The sequence below is a fragment of the Streptomyces sp. CGMCC 4.7035 genome (assembly GCF_031583065.1).
GTDB classification, from domain to species: domain Bacteria; phylum Actinomycetota; class Actinomycetes; order Streptomycetales; family Streptomycetaceae; genus Streptomyces; species Streptomyces yaanensis.
On sequence record NZ_CP134053.1, the window covers coordinates 4,311,152 to 4,336,551 of the forward strand.

The 25,400-nt window shown below is 69.1% G+C and carries 16 protein-coding genes; 4 read left to right on the forward strand and 12 right to left on the reverse strand.

What is annotated here, in order from left to right:
* Nucleotides 1-169: 169 nt before the first annotated feature.
* Both Q2K21_RS18540 and Q2K21_RS18545 read left to right on the forward strand, forming a co-directional pair.
* Nucleotides 170-2,281 (forward strand): xanthine dehydrogenase family protein molybdopterin-binding subunit, encoded by a 2,112-nt coding sequence (locus Q2K21_RS18540; RefSeq protein ID WP_310781079.1) that lies wholly within the window; start codon nucleotides 170-172, stop codon nucleotides 2,279-2,281.
* A 10-nt stretch (nucleotides 2,282-2,291) separates the two neighbouring features.
* Complete coding sequence (locus Q2K21_RS18545; protein WP_310772282.1) at nucleotides 2,292-2,762, forward strand: (2Fe-2S)-binding protein; 471 nt, start codon at nucleotides 2,292-2,294, stop codon at nucleotides 2,760-2,762.
* Nucleotides 2,763-2,798: 36 nt separating this feature from the next.
* Here the strand turns inward: Q2K21_RS18545 and sbnA are convergent, their stop codons facing one another.
* The 7 genes from sbnA to Q2K21_RS18580 form a co-directional block, all read right to left on the reverse strand.
* Nucleotides 2,799-3,830 carry a 2,3-diaminopropionate biosynthesis protein SbnA gene (gene sbnA / locus Q2K21_RS18550; protein WP_310772284.1) on the reverse strand — a complete coding sequence of 344 codons (1,032 nt, stop codon included), beginning with the start codon at nucleotides 3,828-3,830 and terminating at the stop codon, nucleotides 2,799-2,801.
* 37 nt (nucleotides 3,831-3,867) lie between these two features.
* Nucleotides 3,868-4,938, reverse strand: coding sequence for a 2,3-diaminopropionate biosynthesis protein SbnB (gene sbnB / locus Q2K21_RS18555; RefSeq protein ID WP_310772287.1), 1,071 nt, complete (start codon nucleotides 4,936-4,938; stop codon nucleotides 3,868-3,870).
* The gene (locus Q2K21_RS18560) at nucleotides 4,935-5,939 is read right to left on the reverse strand and encodes a TauD/TfdA family dioxygenase (RefSeq protein WP_310772289.1); all 1,005 of its coding nucleotides are present in this window, start codon (nucleotides 5,937-5,939) and stop codon (nucleotides 4,935-4,937) included. Before Q2K21_RS18560 ends, sbnB begins: the two co-directional genes overlap by 4 nt.
* Nucleotides 5,940-6,064: 125 nt before the next feature.
* A complete protein-coding gene (locus Q2K21_RS18565) occupies nucleotides 6,065-9,322 on the reverse strand; it encodes a non-ribosomal peptide synthetase (RefSeq protein ID WP_310772291.1) in 3,258 nt (1,085 codons plus the stop codon).
* A 13-nt stretch (nucleotides 9,323-9,335) separates the two neighbouring features.
* Complete coding sequence (locus Q2K21_RS18570; protein ID WP_310772293.1) at nucleotides 9,336-11,948, reverse strand: Pls/PosA family non-ribosomal peptide synthetase; 2,613 nt, start codon at nucleotides 11,946-11,948, stop codon at nucleotides 9,336-9,338.
* A gap of 241 nt (nucleotides 11,949-12,189) precedes the next feature.
* Entirely contained in the window at nucleotides 12,190-13,395 is a 1,206-nt protein-coding gene (locus Q2K21_RS18575) for a cytochrome P450 (protein WP_310772295.1), read from the reverse strand.
* 190 nt (nucleotides 13,396-13,585) lie between these two features.
* Nucleotides 13,586-14,605, reverse strand: a complete 1,020-nt coding sequence (locus Q2K21_RS18580) for a DUF1259 domain-containing protein (RefSeq protein ID WP_310772298.1) — start codon at nucleotides 14,603-14,605, stop codon at nucleotides 13,586-13,588.
* A 304-nt stretch (nucleotides 14,606-14,909) separates the two neighbouring features.
* Between Q2K21_RS18580 and Q2K21_RS18585 the strand changes: the two genes are divergently transcribed.
* On the forward strand, nucleotides 14,910-15,974 hold the full coding sequence (locus Q2K21_RS18585) for a lipoate--protein ligase family protein (protein ID WP_310772300.1): 1,065 nt from the start codon (nucleotides 14,910-14,912) through the stop codon (nucleotides 15,972-15,974).
* Nucleotides 15,975-15,997: 23 nt separating this feature from the next.
* Here Q2K21_RS18585 and Q2K21_RS18590 read toward each other — a convergent pair whose 3' ends face one another.
* The 4 genes from Q2K21_RS18590 to Q2K21_RS18605 form a co-directional block, all read right to left on the reverse strand.
* The gene (locus Q2K21_RS18590; RefSeq protein WP_310772301.1) at nucleotides 15,998-18,205 is read right to left on the reverse strand and encodes a xanthine dehydrogenase family protein molybdopterin-binding subunit; all 2,208 of its coding nucleotides are present in this window, start codon (nucleotides 18,203-18,205) and stop codon (nucleotides 15,998-16,000) included.
* Nucleotides 18,202-19,191: an FAD binding domain-containing protein gene (locus Q2K21_RS18595; protein WP_310772305.1), complete on the reverse strand. Its 990-nt coding sequence runs from the start codon at nucleotides 19,189-19,191 to the stop codon at nucleotides 18,202-18,204. The genes Q2K21_RS18590 and Q2K21_RS18595 overlap by 4 nt, the downstream gene beginning before the upstream one ends.
* Entirely contained in the window at nucleotides 19,178-19,648 is a 471-nt protein-coding gene (locus tag Q2K21_RS18600) for a (2Fe-2S)-binding protein (protein ID WP_386275685.1), read from the reverse strand. Before Q2K21_RS18600 ends, Q2K21_RS18595 begins: the two co-directional genes overlap by 14 nt.
* A 331-nt stretch (nucleotides 19,649-19,979) precedes the next feature.
* Nucleotides 19,980-21,176: an epoxide hydrolase family protein gene (locus Q2K21_RS18605; protein WP_310772308.1), complete on the reverse strand. Its 1,197-nt coding sequence runs from the start codon at nucleotides 21,174-21,176 to the stop codon at nucleotides 19,980-19,982.
* 199 nt (nucleotides 21,177-21,375) lie between these two features.
* On the opposite strand from Q2K21_RS18605, the gene Q2K21_RS18610 reads away from it, so the two are divergent.
* The gene (locus tag Q2K21_RS18610) at nucleotides 21,376-24,159 is read left to right on the forward strand and encodes an ATP-binding protein (protein ID WP_310772310.1); all 2,784 of its coding nucleotides are present in this window, start codon (nucleotides 21,376-21,378) and stop codon (nucleotides 24,157-24,159) included.
* A 91-nt stretch (nucleotides 24,160-24,250) separates the two neighbouring features.
* On the opposite strand, the gene Q2K21_RS18615 is transcribed toward Q2K21_RS18610, so the two are convergent.
* Nucleotides 24,251-25,345, reverse strand: a complete 1,095-nt coding sequence (locus Q2K21_RS18615; RefSeq protein ID WP_310772312.1) for a magnesium and cobalt transport protein CorA — start codon at nucleotides 25,343-25,345, stop codon at nucleotides 24,251-24,253.
* Nucleotides 25,346-25,400 lie beyond the last annotated feature (55 nt).

Sequence of the window (25,400 nt, forward strand, 5' to 3'; positions counted from 1 at the left end):
CCGTCCACCAAGGCCCGACGCGCGATCGGAGCAGAGGGCGACGCACCGAGAGGAGTGTGTGTTGGACGGCTTCGGGTCTTCCGCCACCGACACCGGATCGGCCCAGGACGGGGCCCCACCGCAGAACGCGTCCCCCGGCCGGTCCGGCCGGCTGTCCCGTCGCCGGTTCATGGTCTATTCGCTCGCGGCGTCCACCCTGACGGTCGCCGCGCCGATCGGGTGCGACACCTCGTCGGCGCAAGGCGCCGAACGCGCCGCGAAGGGCGCGCGCAGACCCTCCGATGTCCTGGTGACCGGCGCCGACGACGAGATGCTGGTCCTGGAGGTCACGGCGGCGAACAGGGTGGTCGTGCGGCTGCCGCGGGTCGAGGTCGGCCAGGGCATCACGACAGCGGTCGCCATGATGATCGCCGAGGAGTTGGACGCCCGTCTCATCGACGTGGACATCCCGCTCGCCGACGCCAGAGCCAAGGGCAACCAGTTCACAGGCGGCTCGAACTCGGTGAGTTCCCTGTACGGACCGGCCCGCGAGCTGGCCGCCACCGCACGCGCCAGGCTGGTGACGGCGGCCGCCAAGCGGTGGCACCTTTCCGCCCGGACCCTGCGCACCAGCAACACCATGGTCATCGCACCGGACGGGCGCATGGCCACCTTCGGTTCGCTGACCGCGAGCGCCGCGCGCATTCGCCGGCCGGCGGTGTCGAGCAAACCGAAGCCCGCGTCCCGGCACCGCGTGATCGGGCGGCCGACGACCCGGATCGACGCGCGGGACATCGTCACGGGCAAGGCGACATACGCCGGAGACCTGTCGGTGGCCGGAGCGAAACCGACCGTGGTGGCCCGCCCGCCGACGATCCTCGGGAAAGTCGTCTCGGTCGACGACAGTGTGGCCCGCGCGATGCCGGGCGTCCACGCGGTCGTCAGGATCGCCGGTGGTGTCGCTGTGGTGGCGGACTCCTTCCACCACGCGTTCAAGGCCAGGGACGCACTGCGCATCACATGGGCTCCCGGCCCACTCGCGCCCCTCTCGGACGCGGCGATCCGGGCCCGGGTGCGTGCCGCCGTCCCACGGCTCGGCACCCCACCGCGCGGATCGGCGCAAACAGAGGCCGAGTTCGCATTCGCCTTCGTCAGCCATGCCCCGATGGAAGTCCTCACCGCGGTGGCGGATGTGCGCGCCGACCGCGCCGAGATGTGGTTCTCCTCCCAGACGCCGATGGAAGCGCGGGAGAGCATCGCCGCGGCCATCGGACTGCCGGCGTCCTCGGTCCGGGTCCATGTGACACGGGGCGGGGGCTCGTTCGGAAGGCGGCTGAACTTCGACGCCGCGATCGAGGCGGCACTCATCTCGAAGGCGGCCCGCCGGCCGGTGAAGCTGATGTGGAGCCGTGCCGACGACATCCGGCACGGCAGGATGCGCCCGGCCAGCCATCACCGGATCCGGGCCAGCCACGCGCGGGGCAGGGTGGTGGCCTTCGAACACGCGATGGCCTCGGTGAACGAGTCCTACGAGCAGCAGGGTCCGGCCGCTCAGGGCGGTGTGACCACGGCCGTCGCACGCGGCGGGCGCGCACCGGCGGCGGGCCCGCTGCCCAGCGACACCGGCCTGTACAACTTCGGCCGCGTCTCGGGGAACTCGGGCGGAGTCGAGCTGGCGATGCCCCTCGGCGCCTGGCGGTCGGTGGACTCCGGGACCATGAGGACCGCGGAGGAGATCGTCGTCGACGAGATCGCCGAGCACCTGGGCAAGGATCCGGTGGCGTTCCGGCACACCACGCTCAGGAGCAAGGCCGTCAGGGCCGTACTCGACAAGGTCGCGACCACCGGAAGCTGGGGCCGGACCATGCCGGCGGGCCGGGCCCAGGGCGTGGCCGTGCACGAGGAGTACGGCTCCTGCGTGGCCTGCCTGGTCGAGATCGACGCCACCGACCCGAAGAACCCCCGGGTCACCAAGGTGGTGATGGCGGCAGATGTCGGAACGGCCGTCAACCCGCGCGGACTTCAGGCCCAGCTCATGGGCACCGCGATCGACGGGATCTCCACCGTGCTCCAGGCCGGTCTCCACATCGACCGAGGTGCCGTCCGCGAGGGCAGCTTCGCCGACTTCCGCTACGCCCGTCAGCGGCACGCGCCGCTGCACTTCGAAGCACACATCATGCCGTCCCGGGGGGAGCCGGGAGGGGCCGGTGAACTCGGCGTTCCGGCCGCGGCGGGCGCCGTCGCCAACGCCTACGCCCGGGCGACCGGTACCCGGCCCCGCCGTTTCCCGATCAACTTCTGAGAAGGTGCCGATGCCGTCCTACTCCTTCGTCGTCAACGGGAAGCCGGTCACTGTCGAGGCACCGGCCGACATGCCGTTGCTGTGGGTGCTGCGCGACATGCTCGGGGTCACCGGGCCCAAGTACGGCTGCGGCGTAGGTGTTTGCCGTGCCTGCACCAGCCACCTCGACGGCGCCGAGATCCAGCCCTGCGTCGTGCCGGTCGCCAACTGCGCGGGCCGCGACGTCACTACCATCGAGGGCTTGGCCGACGGCGACACGCTGCACCCCGTACAACGGGCCTGGCTCGACTGCGACGTCGCGCAGTGCGGCTTCTGCCAGCCCGGACAGATCATGGCGGCGGCAGCACTGCTGAAAAGGACGTCCCGGCCGACGGACGCCGATATCGACCGGATCGAGAACGTCTGCCGCTGCGGCACCTACTCCCGGATCCGCGAAGCGATCAAGAAGGCCTCCGCCGCCGGCCGGTCGCCCGAGGACTGACCCCACGGGCTGCTCCGGGGACCTCGAAGAAAACCGTCACTTCACCGGCTTCGGCTCCTGGACCGACGCTCGCAGCGTGGGCTCCACCCCACGGGAACCGGCGGCCACCTCCTTGGACTCGACTATGTGATCGCCGTACAGATCCTGCAGCCAGTTCGCCTGGTAGATGGTGTCGAGGTAGCGCTCACCGAGGTCCGGGGCGATGGCCACCGTGGTGAGGTCACTCGTGTCATGCCGGGCCAGCCAGTCCATCGCGCCGCTGACCACCGTTCCGGTGGAGCCGCCGAACAGGAACCCGCGTCTGGCCAGACGGTGGCACGTACGGATGGTGTCCGCCTCCTCGACCTGTATCACCTCATCCACATACGACTCGTCGAGCAGCGGCGGGCGGATGCTCATGCCCAGGCCGGGAATCATCCGGCGCCCCGGCTCGCCGCCGAAGATCACCGAGCCGACGCTGTCCACCGCGACGATCCGCACCGGCCGGTGCCATTCGCGGAAGTAGCGCGCGCAGCCCATCAGGGTCCCGGTGGTGCCCGCACCGATGAACAGCACGTCCAGTTGCGGGAACTGGCGGGCGATCTCCGGCGCCGTCCTGCGGTAGTGGGCCCGCCAGTTGCCCGGATTGGTGTACTGACTGAGCCATACGTACCGGTCGTCGGAGGTGCACAGCGCGCGCACGTAGTCGATCCGCGCGCCGAGGAAACCGCCGTTGGCGTCCACGTCGGCGATGATGTGCACCTCGCTGCCCAACGCCTCCATCAGCAGTCTGCTCGACAGATTGCAACGGGAGTCCGTCACACACAAAAACCGGTAACCCTTGCTCGCGGCGATCATGCTGAGCGCCACGCCGAGGTTTCCGGACGAGGATTCGACCAGTATCGAATCCGGCGTCAGGACTCCATTCCGCTCGGCGGTCTCCACCATCTCGATCGCCGCCTTCAATTTGATCGATCCGGCGAAGTTGAACCCCTCGCACTTCAGGTACAGGGAGCGCCCGAAAATCGACCGGAGGTCGACGTAGAGCTGGCTTTCGTTGAAGGCATGGGGATCGGAAATGACGGGCACGGTGGCCTCCTGATGCCAGAGCTGAGGAAATTGGCGTTCAGCCGTACCGGCGCAGGTCGTGGAAGAAGTCGTCGACGAGGTGGAGGTGTCCGGACCGGGCGACTTCGTCGTAGACGTACTTGCCGACGGCGAGGTCGAGGACGCCGAGTCCGAAGGGCGAGAAGATCACGGTCCGGTCGGCCGGCGGTGTCACCCGTCCGGTCATGACGTCGTCGAGCGTGCCGTCCAGGAAGGCGCGGTGGCCGGTGAGCTGCTCGGCCAGGTGGGGAGAGGTGTCGGCTTTCAGACAGTGCTCGATGTCGTCGACGATGTTGGCCGAGCCGAGCAGGATCTCGGGGGCGAGGTCGCGCAGGGACACGTGCAGGACCAGGGGGTGGTGCGCGAACCAGGCGGGGTCGGTGACATGGGGCTTTCCGGCGATGGTGGCGAAGACCACCAGATCGCTGGAGCGGATGAGTTTTTCGGCGCTGTCGTGGACCGTGATCTGTCCGGCGGTGCCGGCCTGCCGCAGGTGGCCGCAGAAGCCGGTCGCGCTGTCGGCGGACACGTCGTGTACGCCGATGGTGTCGAACGCCCAGCCGGTGCCGGCCAGGAAGGTGTGGATGTAGCGGGCGATCAGGCCCGTGCCGAAGAATCCGATGCGGGTGGGGCGGGGTCGGCCGCGGCTGAGCCAGTCGGCTGCCAGCGCGGCGGATGCCGCGGTTCTGGTGGCGCTGATGATGGAGCTTTCCAGGCAGGCGAAGGGGTAACCGGTGTCGTGGTCGTTGAGGATGAGGACCGCGGAGGCCCGCGGCAGACCGGCCGCCACGTTGGCCGGGAAGCTGGAGATCCACTTCAGGCCGTCCACGTGCGCCGGCCCCCCGATGGAGGCCGGCAGTGCGATGATCCGGGCCGTGGGGCGGTCGGGGAAGCGCAGGAAGTACGACGGAGGGTTGACCGAGTCCCCGGCGCCGTGCAGCCGGTAGGTCGCCTCGACCAGTTCCACGATCTGTTTCTCGCGCCCGTCGAGCGCTTGCTGCACCTGGGCGCCGGAGATCACCGCGAAGGCCGGCGCCGATGCCGGGTGGGTCGCGGCGGACCGGGGGGCGGGGGACGTCAGGGGGGTCATCGCCGGCTCGCCTCCGGGGTCGGGCACCCGTCGGCCAGGCGCCGGGGCTCGGCCATGGCGACCAGCACCTGGCGTTCTCCGGTGAAGGCCTCTCTGCTGTGTGCGGTGCGGATGTTGTCGACCAGCATCACGTCGCCCGCCTGCCAGGGCTCGCGCCGGGTGTGGTCCTCGTAGGTGGTGTTGAGTAGCTGGACGATCTCCTCGCCGATCGGGGAGCCGTCTCCGAAGCGGGTGTTGAACGGCAGCCCGTCCTCGCCGTAGACGTCCACCAGGTACTCGCGCACCTCCGGGGCCAGCGTCCACTCGTTGAGGAAGGCGATCTGGTTGAACCAGCAGCGCCGGCCGGTGAGCGGATGCCGCACCACCGCGCTGCGGCGCTGCCGGGTGTGCAGGGACCCGTCGGGCTGCCAGGTGAAGTCGATGGTGTGGGCGCGGCAGTAACGTTCGATGGCCGCGGCGTCATCGGTGCCGAACGACTCCAGCAAGGACGCCCCGATATCGTCGTTGTAGCTGCGGGTGAGCATCCAGCCCTCATGCTCGAACCGATCGCTCAGCGCGGGGGGCAGCGCCTGAAGCACCTGTTCCGCGTCGGCCACGGCGGTCGCACCGCCCTGGCCGGGTGCGCTCAGGCACGCGAACAGCATCAGGCCGGGAACCTCCAGCGTGTAGCTCAGTTCATGGTGCATGCACATCGGCTGGTTGGCCGGCCAGGTCGTGGAGGAGTACAGCCCAGGGCTGTAGGTCTGCCGGGGGGCGAAAGCCTCCCTCTCCGTCATCAGACCGCCGGCCAGACCGGTGAAGACGGCACCGACCTGATCCGCCTCCCGCAGCCCCAGGCCGCGGATGAGCAGCGCACCGTGCTCGGTGACCTGCGCGCGCAGCGCGTCGCGGTGTTCGGCCGCCCAACTCGGCGCATGGTCGGGAGACTCGACGTGCAGGATCGGAGGTCTGCCCGACCGCAGTTCCACGTCGAGCAGTGATGTCGGTGGTGAGGACGACACTGGGTTTCCTTTCGGTTGTCACTCGGGAGACTCAAGGACGGTTGTCACTCGGGAGGATCAAGGAGGCTCGAGAAGAAACATGGGGCACATGGAGCCCGTGGAGGGCCGTGGAGGCTTATGGAGACTCACGAGGAGGCCGGCACATCGGCGGCGGCCAGGACGGCCTGTGCCGCTTCGGCCGGACGGGTGCGCAGGAAATAGTGACCACCGTCGGCGAGTTCGTGCAGGTCCACCTGCTCGGCCAGCAGTTCCCAGTCGCGGTACCGGCCGGGGAACTCGGCCGTGCTCGGGTCATCGGCGGCGACGACCACCGTGACCGGCACGGACAGCTTCACTGCCGGCGGAGCTTCCAGGGCGTCGGCGAAATAGCGATGTGCGGACACGCAGTCGTGCCGATAGGCGGCACCGATGTGCTCCGCGTGCCGCGCGTTCAGCTCACCGAGTTCCGTGTAGCCGCTGTCCCGGGTCAGCTTCGTGGCGATCTCGGCGTCGCTCCGCCCGGTGAGCTCGGTGATGGCGGCGCGCCGAGCGGTGGCGGTGCCGAGCAGCTGCGCGCCGAGGAACACCCGTGGGACGTCCACCCCGCGCTCCTGCAGCTTCCTCGCGGTCTCCACGGCCAACGCGGCGCCCGAGGAGTGGCCCCACAGCATGACCCTGGTCAGGCCACGCCCGGTGATCTCGGCGATGACCTGTTCCGTCACCTGTTCCATCGGTACGAACGGTTCGTTGTGGGCGGCCAGGTCATGACCGGGCAGGTCCACGGCGAAGACCGCGGGTCCGCCGCCCGCCAAGGCGGCGGCCATCGGCCGGTAGTTGACCGCGTTGCCGCCCGCGTACGGGAAGCACACCAGGGCACACTCCGGTACACCGTCCGCTTCCGACAGTGGCTGAAGCAGCTCCGGGCGCCGCCGGGTCGCGCCGTCCAGGAGTGCGGCGAGGTCGGCGAGTACCGGGTGGCGGGTGATGTCCTTGAGGGACACCGCGCGGTTCAGGGCGATGGTGAGTTTCACCGCGGACAGTGAGGTGCCGCCGGAGTCGAAGAAGTGGTCCTGTCGGCCGATACGGTGCTGGGGGATGCCGAGCAACTCGGCCCAGGCTGCTGCCAGTTTCCGCTCGGTCGGAGTGCCCGGGACGTCGCGGTGCTCACCAGGGAGGTCGCCCTCGGGGCTCGGTGCGGACTGTTCGGCCAGGGCGGTCAGGGCCTTCCTGTCGATCTTGCCATTGGCGGTGAGCGGGAGGCTGTCCCGCCAGTGAAAGGCCGAGGGGACCATGTATGCGGGCAGCACGGCGCCCAGCGCGTCGCGCAGCACGTCCGTCTGCTGACGCCGGCCGGCGTAGAAGGCGATCAGGTGCGTGCTGTGGCCGCCCAGTTCGGCGATGACCACCGCGCCGTCCCGCACCCCGGGAACCCGCAACAGGGTGTTCTCGATCTCACCGATCTCGATGCGGAAACCACGGATCTTGACCTGGTTGTCCCGCCGGCCGAGGAACTCCAGCTTGCCGCCGGGATGCCAGCGTCCCCAGTCACCCCCCAGATAGAGCCGCTCGCCCGGCCGGTGCGGATCGTCCAGATAGGCCTCACGCGTCCGCTCGGGATCATTGACATACCCACGCCCCACGCACACACCGGAGAACGCGATCAACCCCGGGGCGCCCAGCGGAACCAGCGACAGATGTTCATCGACGACGTAGACGTGCACGTTGTTGACCGCACGCCCCAGCAGCACCCGATCGGGCACCCCTTCCAAGATCTCGTGGTTGGTGTCGTCCGAGGTCTCGGTCAGCCCATAGGCGTTGACCAGCTTGATCCCGGGCTGGACCGTGAACCAGCGCTGAACCAGCTCGCGCTTCAACGCCTCACCGGTCACCGACACACACCGCAGGTCCGGCAACGGGCGGGGGTGCCCCTCCAGATACGAGACCACCACCTCCAGATAGGAGGGCACGACCTGCACCACACCGACCCGGCCCCGGACAAGCGTGTCGAGGAACCGCTCCACATCCACGATCACGTCCTGCTCGACCAGCAGCGTCCGCCCGCCCACCAGGAGCGCGGCCAGCAACTGCCACAGCGAGATGTCGAAGCACTGCGGGGCCGTCTGCGCCACCACCCGCCCCTCGCCGATCCCCAAGTCGTCGATCTTGGCGTAGAGGTGGTTGAGCATGCCCGCGTGCTCGCACATCGCCCCTTTCGGCTCGCCGGTGGAGCCGGAGGTGAAGTAGATGTAGGCCAGCTGGTCGGGTGCGACCTCCACCCCGACATCGCCGTCGGCGTGCTGCTCCGCATACGCCGCCTCGACCAGCAGCCTCTCGACTCCCGGCAATGTGGCCACGGCCTGATCGAGGGAGTGGGTGCTGCCGGACTCGGTCACCACCAGCCGGCAGCCGGCACGCGACAGCGTCGCCGCGATACGACCGGCCGGAAAGTGCGGCTCGATGGGCAGATACACGCCCCCGGCCTTGAACACCGCCAACACCGATGCCAGCCAGTCGAGATTGCGTTCGGTGACCACCCCCACCACGTCTTCCCGGCCCAGGCCCCGCGCCAGCAGCGCCCGTGCCAGCCGGTTCGCGCGCGCGTTGAGTTCTCCGTACGTCCACGCGCGATCGCGGTGCACGGCCACCGCCTCCGGATGCTCCCGCACCCGCTGCTCGAACAGCTCGTGCGCCCGGCACTCCGGGAGCCTGCGGCGCGGTCCGGCGAGCCCCTCGAGCTGATCACGCACCTCCTCGGGCGACAGCAGACTCTGCCGTGCGTGCTCGGCATCCACATCAGCCGCCATCAGCCGCAGCGCGGCGAGGTGATAGCCCACGATGCGGGCCGCGCACTCGGCGTCCAGCGCATCCGTGCGATACCGCGACCGCACCACCAGCCGCCCGCCCCGATCACACCACCCCACCCTCAGCACGGCGTCCTCAGCCGGCCCACCCTCAACCCCCGCAGGGTCGAACACGACCTCGTACGACGGCCCCGCCACCCCCAACTCCCGCCGCAGCTCCGCCACCGGAAACCCCCGGTGCGCCAGCAGTTCCGCCTCGACGTGCTGAGCGGTCAGCACCAGCGCACGCCACGACCCGGGTGCGACGGTCAGCAGGCACGGCAGCGCACCGCCCACCCCGGCGGCATAACCTGTCACCACCTCCTGCTCACCCGACAACGCGGCCAGCACCTTGGCATGGGCAGCCAGCAGCACCGCACTCACCGGTACCGCCAACTCGGCCGCAAGTCCGCGTACCACCGCCACCACATCGCCCGGCACCGTGGCCTCGTGCTCGGCCACACCCGCCACCGGCTCCCGCACCCACCGTGGGACGGCGGTGAAACCACCGGCGGCAAGCACCCCTCCCCAGAACTCACGGTCCGCATCCACGTGCGCTCCCATCGAATGGCCTTCCTCAACTCGCCGTCGTAGCGGCGCCGTTCACGCGGGACGTTCCTGTCGCGATTGCCGGGCCGGCGTCGCAGAGACGACCGGGGGCATCCGGCGCCTCCACAGCCGGGTTCCCTCCCCACCGTGCGTGCGGGGGGACTTCCTCGCCTTTCATGAGGAAGGAATCGGGTGCCAGCACGGCGCCGTCACCCATCGTCACGCCGTAGTGCACGTGGGCGCCGACCCCGAGGGTGCAGCCGGTACCGAGCGTGCTGTGGTCGGACTTGAAGGTGCCGTCCTCCTGGGAGTGGCACTGGATCTTGGTGCCGGCATTGAGCGTGCAGTCGTCCCCGATGGTGGTGAGCGTCCGCTCCGTCACATAACAGCCGTCGTCGAAGACCCGCCTGCCGATACGCACACCCAGCATTCGCCAGATCACGTTCTTGAAGGGGGTTCCGTTGAAGAGGTCGAGGTATTCGTCCGGCACCTTCCAGAGGCGTTCGTGCCACCAGAAGTACGGGTCGTAGATGGAGCACAGTCGTGGGCGCAGCGCGCGGAACGACGCGATGCAGCGCTCCACCAGGACGAAGTAGAGGGCGCTGAATCCGAGAGTGAGCGCCAGATACGCGGCGATCACCACATGCCCGAGGACACCGTACAGGCCGACGGAGACGAGACCGAGAGCCGTGAGCACAAAGGTGTGCAACCACCGCACGAGCAGGAAGAAGACCATCGAGCGAATGTTGTAGCGGTTCTTCGCGGCGAGCTGGAGGCGCAGTTCGTCGCCTGTCCTGAGATGGTCGAACCGGGAGTCGCGCTCCACCGACCGGGGAATCTCGAAGCATGGCGAGCCGAGCAGTCCGACACCCTCCCGGACCTCACCGTCGAGGGGAACCATCACCTTTGTCGCGAGCAGGCAGTTGTCACCCGTCCTGCCGCCCGCGGGATAGGCGATGTTGTTGCCGAGGAAGCTGTGCGCACCGATCGACGCCCGGGACACCCGGAAGGACGCACTGGAGAAGTCGGCGTTGATGAGGGAGAGACCGTCGGCCACCATCGTTCCGCGGCCGACGGACACCAGGTACGGGGTCTCGTGCCTCACTTCGGTGCCGAAGTTGGACCCTGTCTGCTCGACCTGGGACAAGTCGTATCCGAGGGCGCGAAGATAGTGGACGATGTAGGAGCTGTCGCCGAAGAGCCAGGTGAAGAACTTGATGTTCGTCATGCGGGCCGTCGTCCGGTGCGCCGCGTAGTGGAATCCGTAGAGCGGATAGACCTTGTCGGGCTTGACGACGAGCCTCAGCAGGCGCGGAACGGTGAACATCAGGGCGAGTCCCACGAAGACGAAGCCGAAGAACAGCACGGTGGACAGCATCAGCGCGTCGGTGAGCAACTCGGACAACGTGATTCCGGCCGCTTCCGGACCCAGCCGCTTGCCGAGCGCCGGAACCTCCGTGAACAGCATGTACACACCGCCCACGGTCAGCGGTACGTACAGGAAGAACAGTTGGAGCAGGGTGAGAAGGCCGAAGCCGGTCCGGCGCAATGTGCCGCAGCGGGCCGGTGCGACCCTCACGTAGTCGATGTCCGTGGGCTGCGCGGGGGATCCGTGCCGGCGCTCGCCGTCCGGGACCACCTGGCCGCGGTACAGGGCGGATGAGTGGCCGAGTTGAGTTCCGTCGCCCATCGACGTGTCGATGTCGAGCACGGTCTTCTCACCGATGAACACGTCCCGGCCGAGCGTGATCCGGCCGGTCTGGATACGCCCGGCGTGCGCCCGGTAGCAGAGGAAGAACGAGTCCTTGCGGATGACCGTACCGGCGCCGATCGTGAGCAGGTCCGTGCAGACCGGGACAGAACGGGAGAGGATCGTGACTTCCTTGCCGATCCGCGCGCCGAGCGCCCGCAGGTACAGCACGTACAGCGGATTGCCCACGAAAAGGATCATGGGGTTGGCGTGGAGCAGCACCTTGACGATCCAGAAGCGCAGATAGGCCGCGCTCCAGACCGGGAACTCCCGGGGTGTCCAGCGGCCGATGAGGATCCATTTGGCCACGACCGGGAAGATGCACAGGACGACGAAGCCGATGCCGCCGAACAGGAACGACCGCAGGTAGATGCCGACGAGACCCGAGCCGGTGGCGACCCACTCGTAGCCCCGGGCGGCGACGAGTCCGGTGAGGAACGAATATCCCAGGAAGATCAGCAACTGGAGCGTTCCGCACAGGACATAACTCAGTGTCCTCGTCGGCGTCACCTGTGCCGGAAGCGCCGTCTGAGCCGTCTGCGCCGACGGCGACGTCGGGAGCGGCGAACCGAAAGCGTCGGGGCCGGTGTCCGCGAGGGCCGCTGCCAGACTTCGGATCGTGGGGTACCGGTAGATGTCCTTCATGGAAGCGGATGGCAGATCCGGTCGCTTCCTGACTCGCGCGCAGAATTGAGCCATGACCAAGGAGTTGGCGCCCAGGTCGTCGAAGAAATGACCGTCGACCGGAACGTGTTCAATGAAAAGAACGCCGGCCAATATTTCGGCGAGTTCCCTCTCGGTGGCTGTCGTGGTCGGCTCGGCACTGCTGTGCCTGGTCACGGCAGGTTCGTCCGGGCCGGATATCAACACCTCGGCAGACTTCTCCACCATGCGAGCTCCTTGAGGAAATTGCTCTTACGTGATCACGAAACCATGCGCTTCAGTTTCGGTCGGTCACTGTGAAGTTGCCACTCGGAATCGGTTGCGACGACAGGACGGTAGGGGTCAATGGGCAGGTGTTTCTTGACTTCCTGCACCGCTGGGGTGATCACAGGTCACCCATATGGAGGTTCACCCGGGAAGGCGGGGTAATAGGATGAACGGCTTCTTCTTGGGGTGAGTGATGCCGTGTTCACCAGGCCACAGGCAGTTCGATCGGGAAGCGCCGGATCGTCCCCGTGTCCCAGCGCACCTCCTTCGGCGCTACCGCCAACCGCAGCTCCGGGAACCGCTCCAGCAGCCGCCCGATGGCCACTTCCAGCTCCGCCATGGCCAGCGGCACACCGATGCAACGGTGTCCGCCCCAGCCGAAGGTCATGTGCGGTACGGGGGGACGGTCCAGGTCGATGACATCCGGGTCCGGATAGCGCTCCGGGTCACGGTTCGCCGTCAGATACGACACATGAACGAAGTCACCCGCCCGGATGCGTACGCCGCCCATCTCCACGTCCTCCAGGGCCACCCGGGGAATGCCGACCCCCTTGCGGAAGGGGATGACACGCAGCAGCTCGTTCAGGACGTCCGTCAGTGTCTCCGGCCGGTTCCTGAGGCGCTCCATCAGCTCGGGACGGGTCAAAAGCAGGTAGCAGATGTTGCTGATCTCGCAGGTGGCCGTGTCCTGCCCGCTGAGCATCAGCGTCAGCAACATGACCGCCAGCTCCTGGTCGTCGAGTGCGTCCTCGCCCTCCTTCGCCGCCACCAACGCGCTGACGAGATCCCTTCCGGGGGAGTGCCGCCGCTGTACGACCAGTTCGAGGAAGTACGCCCGCAGTTCGTCCTTCGCGGTCTTCGCGCTGTGGCGGCTGTCCGGGCCGGTGACCAGGAGTTGGTGCGCGTACTGTCCCAATCTGGGCCAGTCGTCCCGGACGATGCCGAGGACGTCGAAGATGGTCTGTTCCGGGAGCGGGTTCGACAGATGGTGTGCCAGATCCGCCGGTGGCCCCTGCGCGGCCATCTCGTCGAGCAGGGTGTCCGCGAGCCTGGTGATCCTCTGTCGCATCGGGTCCACATGCCGCTTGGTGAAAGCCTGTGACGCGAGGCGCCGCAGACGGGTGCTGTGCGGCGGATCGATCACGTTGATCGACTCCGGTGAGACGATGGGCTCCGGCGTCAGCCGCGGATAGTCGGACCCCACGATTCCCGCCCGGCTGAATCGCTGGTCGGTGGTCACCTGCCGTACCTCGTCGAACCCGGTGACCAGCCAGGCGTCGGCGTCACCGTACGGCAGCCGGATCCGGGTGATGGAATCGCGGGCCATGAGCGCCGCGAGCGAGGGGTCGAAATCCAGGTCCTTGCTGAAGTCGAACGGACATGTGATTGCTTCGCCGCTTGGGGCCATCGCGCAGTTCTCCCTTTCCAGCCAGCTTCGCTACTCCCTGCATAGGCCTTTTCCGTGCCGGTGGCCGTCGGGACACCTCCACGTGCGCTATTTGGCCCTGGCGGTACCCGATGCCGGAGGACAACGACACCGGTCGCACGAGGGCCGGGAACAGGTGGCGGTCCGGTGGCTCCCTTCCCGCGGCGGCCCGTCACTCCAGGGTGGCCGTGCCCGCGACCGGCGCGACGTTGGTGGCGTCCACCGCTGCGCGAAGGCCCCGGGCGAGCCTGACGGCGTCACCGACGGCCCAGAAATGGACGAAGAACAGCCGGGGTTCGTCCCTCAGACCGTGGTGGTGCAGCTCGACGAGCTCGGCCCCGGCACGCCGCAGGGCCGCGAGGACGTTCTGGACTTCCCCCGCGATCATCACGCAGTCGCCGTTGACAGCGGCCCGGCCGCCGCCCAGTGGCTGGAAGTTGATCGCGGTGGTCGATCCCAGCCCCGGAGGCAGCCGCAGATCGCCGTCGGTGACGGTCTCACGGCGGACGAAGGTGCTCTTGTAGATCCCGTCGTCGATCATGCCCTTGACTCCCATCGCGGCATCGATGCCGGCGGTGTCCAGGCCGATGGGCCGCTGCGCGGCGGGAGGTGCCGGGGGAGGGGTGCCGGTACGGTCGAACGCCGCGCGCAGGCCACGGGCGATGGCCACCGGGTCGTGGCCGTGCGCATGGACGTGGATCCACCAGACGTCGGGAAACTGGGAGAGCAGATGCTTGTGGATCGCGGTCAGCTCGATCCCGTGCTCGTGCAGGACATCGCTGAACGGCTGCAGTTCGCGCTCGGTGACGACCACATCGCCCATCAGCAGCGAGCCCCCGTCGGCGTAACGGACGAAGGACACGTGTGAACCCAGGGCGAGCGCCGGTTCGACGATGACGCCGTGGGAGAGCACCACGAGGTCCCGGCGCGGCAGGCCCGTGTGGTACATCACGTTGCGCTTCATATCGCCTGTCCGGCCCAGTGCGTCGGCCACGCCCGTCCAGTCCGACAGGGCGGTGCGCACCGGCTCGACCGGCGCACGGCTTCTGCCCTTCGTGGCTTCGGTGGACAGAGCAAGGGCCGGGGCCGGCGCCCCGGCCAGCATCGGTGCCAGGGCGGCCGCGGCCAGCATGCGCCGGCGCGGCGCGCCCCCTCGCGGGTGGGTGTCCTGCTGTCGGTCCTCAGTCGTCATATGGGCCTCCTGGCGAGATGGAAGCACGGGGAACAGCAGACACCCGCCAACACCGCCACCGCTTGGGGCCGGCCGGGCTAGCAGCTCATCTCATCCGGCCTAATCGGCGGGCCGGCCCCAGGTACCGGCACCGAGGTGGCGGCGGCACCTCAGCCGCAGGGCCGAGGAGCGGTCGCTTCAGTCCGCGGCCAGGACCGCGTGGGCCGCCCGTGATGTGCTGCACAGCCAGGACGGCCATGGAACAGGAGATACAGCCGGAGGCGTTACCGTGACGGCGTCCTACGAATGATCAGGGTGGATCAGCATGCACGGCGAGTACAAGGTGCCTGGGGGCAAGCTGATCGTGGTCGATCTCGACGACCACGACGGCGTACTGCGCAACGTCCGCGTTGCCGGGGACTTCTTCCTGGAGCCCGATGAGGCACTCCTTGCCGTCAACCGGTCCCTGGAGGGCGCCCCCGTCTCCACGGAAGCCGCTGAGCTCGCCCTGCGTATCGAAGCGGGCCTGCCCGAGGGCACCGTCATGTACGGACTCACTCCGGAAGGCGTCGCCATCGCCGTCCGCCGCGCTCTCGCCCAGGCGACGGACTGGACGGACTACGACTGGCAGCTCATCCATGAGCAGCCTCAGTCGCCCGCGCTGCACATGGCGCTCGACGAGGTCCTCACCGCGGAGGTCGCCGCGGGACGCCGACCGCCCACCCTCCGTGTCTGGGAATGGGGCGCACCGGCCGTCGTCATCGGCAGCTTCCAGTCCCTGCGCAACGAGGTCGACGCCGAAGCCGCTCAACACCACGGGATGACCGTGGTACGGCGCATCTCGGGTGGCGGCGCCATGTTCGTGGAACCCGGGAACACCATCACGTACTCCCTCTCCGTCCCCGCCTCCCTCGTGTCCGGACTGTCCTTCGCCGACTCCTACGCCTACCTCGACGACTGGGTCCTCGCAGCCCTCGACGACATGGGCATCAAGGCCTGGTACCAGCCCCTCAACGACATCGCCACCGACGCCGGCAAGATCGCCGGAGCCGCGCAGAAGCGCATCGTCGCACCCGACGGCGGTCCGGGCGCGGTCCTGCACCACGTGACCATGTCCTACGACATCGACGCCGAGAAGATGCTCCAGGTGCTCCGCATCGGCCGGGAGAAGTTGTCCGGCAAGGGCATCGGCAGTGCCAACAAGCGCGTCGACCCGCTGAGGCGGCAGACCGGCCTGACCCGCGAGGCCGTCATCGACCGCATGATCCATTCGTTCCGTGCGCGCTACGGCCTCACCACCGGCCACATCACCGGGCAGGAGCTCCAGCGCGCCGAGGAACTGGCCGCAGCGAAGTTCGCTTCCCCGGATTGGACCGCCCGCGTGCCGTGAGCGCGGGCCCCGCCCTCAAGGCGTCACAACAGGGCGTCGAGGGTGAGGGGAAGAGAGCGGATGCGCTTCCCGGTGGCGTGGTGGACGGCGTTCGCCACGGCGGCGGCGACACCGACCAGGCCGATCTCGCCGACTCCCTTGGTGCCGATGGGGCTGCCCCGGTCGGGATCGCCCACGAACACCACCTCCAGGTCGGGTACGTCCGCGTGGACGGGGATGAGGTAGTCACCGAAGGTGCCGTTGGCGATCCGCCCGCTGGGAGCGTCGGTGACGGTGTCCTCGAAGAGCGCCATACCGATGCCACCGACGGTCCCGCCGACGATCTGGCTCCGGGCGGTCTTCACATTGAGGATGCGACCGCCGTCGATGACGGACAGGACGCGGGCGACGCGTATGAGTCCCAGGTCCGCGTCGACACGGACTTCGACGAACTTGGCGCCGAAGGCACCCGACAGGGCCATGCCGAGTTCGTCCTGGGACCGGGGTTTGCTGTAGCCGTTCGCCGTCAGCTCCATCAGATCGTGCCGGCCGAGGATGTCGGCGTACGTCTCGCCGCGGTCCGGCTGTCCGATCGGATGGATACGGCCCCGCGTGACCTCGACGGACTCCGGGGCGACCCCGTACAGCGGGGATTCGCTGTCCCGGGCGGCCAGCGCCGCGAACCGCTTGACGAGCCGTCCGCAGGCGTCGAAGACCGCGTTGCCGAGCGCCGCCGTGAGCCCGGACCCTCCGGCCTGAGGCGCGGCGGGCATGTCCGAGTCGCCGAGGTCGAAGCGCACCCGCTCCAGGGGCAGGCCGAGGCACTCCGCGGAGAGCTGGGTCATCACCGTGTACGTGCCCGTGCCGATGTCGGCGGCGGCGCTGCGGACCAGAGCGCTGCCGTCCCGGTGCACGGTGGCCTCCGCCTGGCAGTCCGCCGCGTACCAGGGATAGCTCACTCCCGCCATGCCAAGGCCGATCAGCCAGTGTCCGTCCCGCATCGAGCGGGGAGCGGGGGTGCGGGCGGACCAGCCGAACCGCTCCGCGCCGACCTCGTAGCACTCGCGCAGTGCCTTGCTGGACCACGGCAGTGAGTGGACGGGGTGTTCCTCGGCGTAGTTGCGCAGGCGCAGTTCCAGCGGGTCCATCCCCAGCTTGTAGGAGAGTTCGTCCAGGGCCGACTCCAGCGCGAAGTTGCCCTGCGCTTCGGCCGGGGCCCGCATGGAGGTGGGGTTGGGGATGTTCAGGTGGGCCTGCCGGTCCTGCGTGAGGACGTTCTCGCAGTGGTAGGCGAACGCGGTGCCGGATGCGATCGGCTCGTAGTCCTCGTCCTCCATCGCCACCGGCGAGATGCTGCGGTGGTCGATGCCCACCAGATCGCCGGCCCGTGTGGCCCCGACCGCGATGCGCTGCACGCTCTTGGGCCGGTGCCCCACGGAGGTGAACATCTGGGGCCGGGTGAGCACCAGTTTGACCGGCCGTCGCAACACACGGGCGGCGGCGACCGTGAGGATCACATGCGGCCACACGCGCAGCCCGGCGCCGAAGCCTCCGCCCACGTACGGCGCCAGCACACGCACCGAGCTCTCGGGAACCCCGAACACCGTTGCCAGGGTGCTCCGCACCACGAACGGCCATTGGGTGGTGTCGTGGACCGTGAGGTGGTCGCCGTCCCAGGAGGCCAGGGTCGCGAACGGGCCGAGCGGGTTGTTGGTGTTGTCCGCGGTCGTGTACGTCTCCTCCACCGTGACCTCGGCCGTCGTCAGGGCAGCGACGGCGTCACCCCGGCTGTGGTCCATGCCCCAGGGGTCGTCGACCTGGGGTGCCCGCGGGTCCATCAGGTCCAGCAGGGGTTCGGTGCGCTCGTACTCCGCCGACACCAGACGTGCGGCCGCGGTCGCCTGCTCGGGCGTCTCGGCCACGACGACCGCGATGTGCTGTCCGTGGTGCAGGATGCGGTCGTCCTGGAGCGGAGGGGGCGGGGAGGCTCCCAGCCTGTTCACGGGGGCCCGTTCCAGCCTGGGCGCGTTGGCGTGGGTGAGTACGGTGACGACGCCGGGTGATGCCTCGGCCGCCGCGGTGTCGACGCGGATGACGCGGCCGGCGGCGATCGTGCTCTGGACGAGCGCCGCGTAGGCCTGTCCGGGAACGTGGAAATCCATCGGGTAGGGCGCGGCTCCGGTGACCTTGCGGGGACCGTCGACGCGGTTGACGCCGGCGCCGATGACCGGCCTGCTCCGGACTGTGCTCATACCGCGGCTCCCGACAGTGCCCGCAGCTCGCGGATCAGAGTGCGCTGGGCGAGCTCGACCTTGAAGGCCGTACCCGGTACGGTCCACGCGCCGTGAACCGCAGAGGCCGCTGCCCTGTGGAAGTTCTCGACGGAGACGGGCGCACCGGTCAGTTCCCGCTCCGCCTCCCAGGCCCGCCACGGGATGGATCCGACCCCGCCCAGGCCGATCCGCGCCTCCTGGATCGCGTTGCCGGAGATCACCAGACTCACGGCCGCCGAGGTCAGGGCGAACTCGTAGGAACCGCGGTCCCGTACCTTGAGGTAGCCCGACCGGGCGCCGTTCGGCAGAAGAGGGATGTCCACCGCCGTGATCAGCTCGCCGTGCTGGAGGACGTTCTCGACCTCCGGGCTGTCGGAAGCCGTCAGGTAGAACTCCGTCAGGGGGACCTGCCGCTGCCCGTCCGGTCCCTGGATGTGCGCGACGGCGTCAAGGGCCACCAGGGCGACCGCCAGATCGGAGGCGTGCACGGCGATGCACCGTTCGCTCGCCCCCAGAATGGCGTGCATGCGCGCGGTTCCCTGCACGGCCGCGCACCCCGACCCGGGCGCGCGCTTGTTGCACTGGGGAACGTCAGGATCGCGGAAGTACCGGCAGCGGGTGCGCTGCAGCAGATTGCCCCCGATCGTGGCCATGTTCCGCAACTGCACGGACGCGCCCGAGAGCAAGGCTTCCCGGACGAAGGGCACCCGCTCCCTGACCGTGGGATGCGCGGCCAGTTCCTCCATGGTGACCAGCGCACCCACGCGCAGTACGTCGCCGTCGCATTCGACCGCGTGCAACGGCAGCCGGGTGATGTCCACCAGCAGCGCGGGATGCAGGACCCCGTCCTTCATCAGATCGAGCTGCGTAGTGCCACCCGCGAGGAACGCCGCCGTCGGATCTCCGGCGACCAACTCCACGGCCTGATCGGCATCGGCCGCCCGGACGTACTCAAGCGCCCGCACCGCGACCACTTCCCGACGCCACCTCACGGATGGCCGCGACCATGTGCGGATAGGCGCCGCAGCGGCACAGGTTCCCGCTCATGTACTCGCGGATCTCCTCGTCGGAGCCGGCTCGCCCTTCTTCGAGCAGCGCCACGGCGGACATGATCTGACCGGGTGTGCAGAAGCCGCACTGAAACCCGTCGTGTTCGAGGAACGCCGCCTGGACCGGGTGAGGACCTTCGGGTCCCGCGAGCCCCTCGATGGTCGTGACCGCGCGACCCTCGCACTGAGCGGCCAGCGTCAGACAGGACAGCACCCGCTTCCCGTCCACGTGTACCGTGCAGGCACCACAAGCGCCCTGGTCACAGCCTTTCTTGGTGCCCACGAGCCCGAGGTGGTCACGCAAGGCGTCCAGCAGGGTGACACGCGGGTCCAGCGCCACCTTGCGGGTACGTCCATTGACGTCGAGAGCCACGACCCGCGCTTCCGGATCCGCGGTACTTCGCGTATGGGCTACGTCCACCATCGCGTCCTCCGGACGGCTTCGCAGTGGGTTCGGAACGATCACGAGTGCGGCCTGTCCCGGCTCGATCGTTGCACGCATCGGCGAGCGGCTCATCTCGATCATGATGCGTCGGCCGTCTCGTGAGGAGTCCGGCCGTGCGCGCGGGCGAGGTGCGGCAGCCCCTCGACGCATGTCGCCGTCCGACGTGGCCGCACGGCTCGGGGCCGCCGAGTGGCTCGGAGTCGAGCCACTCGGCGGCCCTGCCGAGCGAGGGCAGGTACCGACGCCCGGACCCGGTCACCTAGCGAAGCGTCCGGAGGCCCGCACGAACCTCCCGCACGAGCAGCTCCGGCTGCTCCCACGCCGCGAAGTGCCCGCCCTTTTCGAGCGTGTTGTAGTGGATGAGGTTCGGGTACGCCTGCTCCGCCCAGCTCTTCGGTGCCCGGTACATCTCGTCGGGGAAGACGCTCACGGCGACGGGGAGGGAGACGCCCTTGACGCCGAAGAACGAGGTCTTGTTCTCCGCGTAGAGACGAGACGCGGAGATCGCCGTGTTCGTCAGCCAGAAGAGCGTGATGTTGTCCAGGACGTCGTCTCGTGTCAGGCCTTCGGCGTGCCCGGCGAAGGACCGGGAGATCATCTCCAGGCTGGCCGCGTCATGGTCGAGCATGAAGGCGGCCAGGCCGACGGGAGAATCCGCGAGTCCGGTCAGGGACTGCGGGCGCGATCCCATCATGTAGGCGAAGTAGACGTGCCGGTACACGAAGTCCAGCTGCTCACAGGCCGCCTTCTCCTCGTCGGAGAGCGACAGACCGGAGGGCAGGGGGTTGCCGGCGATGAGCGCCTGGTCGACGGCGGGCGGAACCACGCCGGCCATGTTGGTGTGGATGCCGAGCAGCCCCTCGGGCTCCTGCACACCCATGTAGTCGGTGATGATCGCACCCCAGTCGCCGCCCTGCGCGACATACTTCTGGTATCCGAGGCGCTTCATCAGCTCTGCCCAGGCACGTGCGATGCGCTCGGGACCCCAGCCGGTCGTGGTCGGCTTGCCCGAGAACCCGTAGCCGGGCATCGACGGGATCACCAGGTGGAAGGCGTCCGACGCGCTCCCGCCGTGGGCCGTGGGGTCGGTGAGCGGCTCGATGATCTTCAGCTGCTCGATGATCGAGCCCGGCCAGCCGTGCGTCACGATCAGCGGCAGAGCATCCTCATGCTTCGAGCGGACGTGGATGAAGTGGATGTCCAGCCCGTCGATCTCGGTGATGAAGTGCGGCAGGGCCTTCAGCTTCGCCTCGACCTTGCGCCAGTCGTACTCCGACGCCCAGTAGTGCGCGAGCTCCTTCAGCGTGGCGAGCTGGGTGCCCTGCGACTGGTCCGCGACGGTCTCCTTCTCGGGCCAGCGCGTCGCCACGACGCGCGCACGCAGGTCCTCGAGTTCCGCCTCGGGGAACTCGAACGTGAACGGACGGATCGCCGACCTTTCGAGGGTGGCAGACATATGGGTTTTTCTCCTTGCTTGATGTCAGCGACTCTGTGTCGCCGGCTCCTCCACCATCGCTTCGGCGGTCGCGCGTCGGCCCAGGGAAAACCCCGGGGGTTCACCCCGGGGATGCACCCCCGGGGCATCTCACGCCTCGGCTCCCCACACTCTGGGAATGGTCCAAATGCACTAAAATGACCATGTCGGGTGGCGTCCAATGGAGCACATCGAGGCGCAGGTCGCACTGCGCGGCCGGGACAAGGAGCTGGCCGCGCTGGAGCGGGTGCTGGCCACAGCGCGGGCGGGCAGCAGCGCGGTCCTGGTCCTTCGCGGTGAGGCAGGGATCGGCAAGACCGCGTTGCTCGACCACGCGGCCCGCCGGGCCGACGGGTTCCGTGTCGTCGGCATCGCAGGCATCGAGTCGGAGATGGAGCTTGCCTTCGCGAGCCTTCATCAGCTCTGCGCGCCCATGCTGGGTCGGCTTCATGAGCTGCCCGGTCCGCAGCGCGATGCGTTGTCCGTCGCTTTTGGACTACGGGAGGGCGAGGCGCCCAACCGCTTCCTGGTGGGCCTGGCTGTGCTCGGTCTGCTCGCCGGCGCCGCCGAGGGGCGACCGCTGGTCTGCCTCGTCGATGACGCGCAGTGGCTCGACGACGGGTCCTTGCAGGTGCTGGCGTTCGTCGCCAGGCGGCTGATGGCCGAAGCGGTGGCTCTGATCTTCGCCCTGCGGGTGCCTGATGACGATCGTGAGCTGGCCGGTCTGCCGGAGCTGATCGTCGAGGGCCTCAGCGAGCCCGACGCGCGTGCTCTGCTGGCCTCGGCCGTCCGCGTGCCGCTCGACCCGCTGGTACGCGACCGGATCGTCGCCGAGGCTCACGGTAATCCGATGGCCCTGCTGCATGTACTGCGCGCGCTCGCCCCCGCTGAGCTGGCGGGCGGTTTCTGGCTCCCTGGCAGGCGCCCCACGGCGAGCTGCCTCGAAGACAGCTTCCACCAGCAGTTCCGATCACTTCCGCGAGAGAGCCGGCGGCTTCTGCTGACCGCCGCGGCCGAGCCGACCGGAGACGTGGGTCTGTTGTGGCGCGCGGCCGTACTGCAGGGGATACCGGGGGACGCCGCAGCGCCGGCCGAGGCAGGGGGACTGGTCGAGTTCGGTACCAGGGTGCGGTTCCACCACCCCCTGGTGCGCTCGGCGATCTACCGGAGGACCACCGTGCCGGATCGCCGGGCGGCGCACCGAGCACTGGCAGAAGCCACCGACCCCCACGTCGATCCTGATCGCAGGGCGTGGCATCGCGCTCACGCCGCCACCCGGCCCGACGAGAGCGTCGCCGTCGACCTGGAGCGCCAGGCCGACCGGGCTCAAGGCAGGGGAGGAGCCGCCGCGGCGGCCTCGTTCTTGCGGCGGGCGGCGGAACTGACGCCCGATCCCGCACTCCGCGTCACCCGTGCGTTGGCCGCCGCTCAGGCCGCCATCGACGCCGGCGGAGCCGACCAGGCCCACAACCTGCTGGCGGTCGCGGAGGCCGGCCCACTCGACGACCTGCAGCGCGCCCGACTCGAGCGGCTGCGGGCCCGGCTGGTGTTCTCCCAGGTACGCGGCGGCGACGCGCCCCGGCTGCTGCTCGACGCCGCACACCGGCTGGCGCCTCTCGATGCCACCCTCGCCCGCGACACCCTGCTGGAAGCGGTCGGCGCGGCGATCTTCGCCGGCCGTCTGAGTGCGGGGCCCGGGCAGCGGGAGGTGGCCGAGGCGGCCCGCGCGGGACCGTCGCCGCCGACGCCGCCGCGGGTGGTCGACGTCCTTCTGGACAGCATGGCCGCCCTGATCATCGATGGCCACGCCGCCGGCGTCGACGGGCTCAGGCGCGCACTGCACGTTGTTCTGCGGGAGCGGAAGTCGGGCGTGACGGAGGCGGACAGGCGCTGGCTGTGGCTGGCGTTCCGTGTGACACCCGAGCCTCTCGCACCGGAGCTGTGGGACGACGACGCGTGGCACGATCTGGCGACCGGCGCCGTCGACATCGCCCGCGAAGCGGGGGCGCTGGCCGTCCTTCCGATGGCGCTGACCTACCAGGCGTGCTTCCACGTGCACGCCGGCGCATTCGACACTGCCGCGGCTCTGATCGACGAAGCGACATCGATCTCGGAGGCGATGGGCGGCGTACCCATGATGTACACGTCACTGCTGCTCGGCGCCTGGCGAGCCCGCGAATCCCAGGCACTCGACCTCATCGAGACCACCGTCGAAGAGGTGAGCGCCCGGGGTGAGGGACGCGTTCTGAGCCTGGCCGAGTACGCGACCGCACTGCTGTACAACGGCCTCGGCCGCTACGACGCGGCGCTGGCTGCCGCCGAGCGCGCATGCCAGTACGAGGATCTGGGATTCTTCGGGTGGGCACTGGTCGAACTGATCGAGGCGGCCGCCCGCAGCGGACAGCCGGAGACCGCGGCGGCGGCGCTGGACAAGCTCACCGAACGCACACGCGCCAGCGGAACCGAGTGGGCACGGGGCGTGGAGGCCTGCTCGCGGGCACTGCTGAGCGACGGCCCGGCCGCCGATGCGCTCTACCAGGAGGCGATCGAGCATCTCGGACGCTGCCGGGTCGCCATCCAGCTGGCCCGCGCCCGCCTGCTGTACGGCGAGTGGCTGCGTCGCCGGAACCGCCGCCAGGAAAGCCGTACCCAACTACGCTCCGCCTACGAGGCCTTCAGCCGCGCCGGAGCCGACGGCTTCGCCGAGCGGGCCCGCAGAGAGCTTCTGGCGACCGGAGAAACCGTACGCAGGGGGACGGTCGGCGCCGTCACCCAACTCACCAGCCAGGAAGCCCAGATCGCCGGGCTGGCCAGAGACGGGCACACCAACTGCGAGATCGCCGCCCAGCTGTTCATCAGCCCACGCACAGTGGAGTGGCACCTCGGCAACGTGTTCGCCAAGCTCGGCGTCAGCTCTCGCAGACAACTCCGCTCGGTACTGTCTCCTGCCAAGCCGGCGACGTGACCTCCGCGTCGGCTGTCTCGGCACTCGACTCCACCGGCATGTGCCCGACCCGGGCCCAAGGCGCGCTGTCACCCGGGCCCGGCTGGGTCGGTCACAGCCAGCCGTTGCGCTTGAAGCCGCGGTGGAGGAAGTAGCAGGCGGCGGCGATGACACCGAGGGCGAGCGGATAACCGTAGCGCCAGTGCAGCTCGGGCATGTGGTCGAAGTTCATGCCGTACACGCCACAGACCATCGTCGGTACTGCGATGATCGACGCCCAGGCGGTGATCTTGCGCATGTCCTCGTTCTGGGCCACGGTTACCTGTGCCAGGTGGGCCTGGAGGATCGAATCGAGCAGGGCGTCGAAGGCGGTGATCTGTTCGGTGACTCGGGCCAGGTGATCGGCGACGTCGCGGAAGTAGGCCTGTATCTCCGGGGCGATGGTGGGCCGGGGCTCGGTGGCGAGCCGGCCCATGGGGCGAGCGAGGGGCACCACGGCCCGTTTCAGCTCCAGCAGTTCCCGCTTGAGCTGGTAGATGCGGCCCGCGTCGGCGCTGCGCGAGCCGTGTGGTGTGAAAACCTCGCTCTCGACCTGGTCGATGTCGTTCTGGACGGCGTCGGCGACGGTCAGGTAGTCGTCGACGACGTGGTCGGCGATCGCGTGCAGCACCGCCGCCGGACCCTTGGCCAGTTGGCCGGGGTCGGCCTCCAGGTCCTCGCGCAGCGGTCCGAGGGAGCCGTGGCGGCCGTGGCGAACGGTGACCACGAAGTCCGGTCCGGTGAAGACCATGATCTCGCCGGTGTCCACCACCTCACTGGTGGCGGTCAGTCGGTCGTGCTCGACGTAGGTGACGGTCTTGAAGACGGCGAACAGGACCTCGCCGTACTGTTCGACCTTGGGCCGCTGGTGGGCGTGGACGGCGTCCTCGACGGCCAGCGGATGCAGGCCGAACAGCTCGGCGACCCCCACGAACTCCTCCGCGGTCGGCTCGTGCAGACCCAGCCACACGAACCCATGGCGGTGCTTGCGTGCCTGGCGGACCGCTTCGTCGACGGAATCCGTGCCGGGCTGCCGGACGCCCTCGCGGTAGATGACGCAGTTGACCACTGTGGAACCGAGCGGGGAGCGGGCCGGATGGCTGAGGTCGACACGGCGGATCCGCCGTGCGAAACGTGCCACTTTACGCAGGTTGCCGACCATCGACATGCAGTACTCCTTCGCCGGATTCCGGCCAGTGTGCCAAACGGCGGCAACGAGCAGG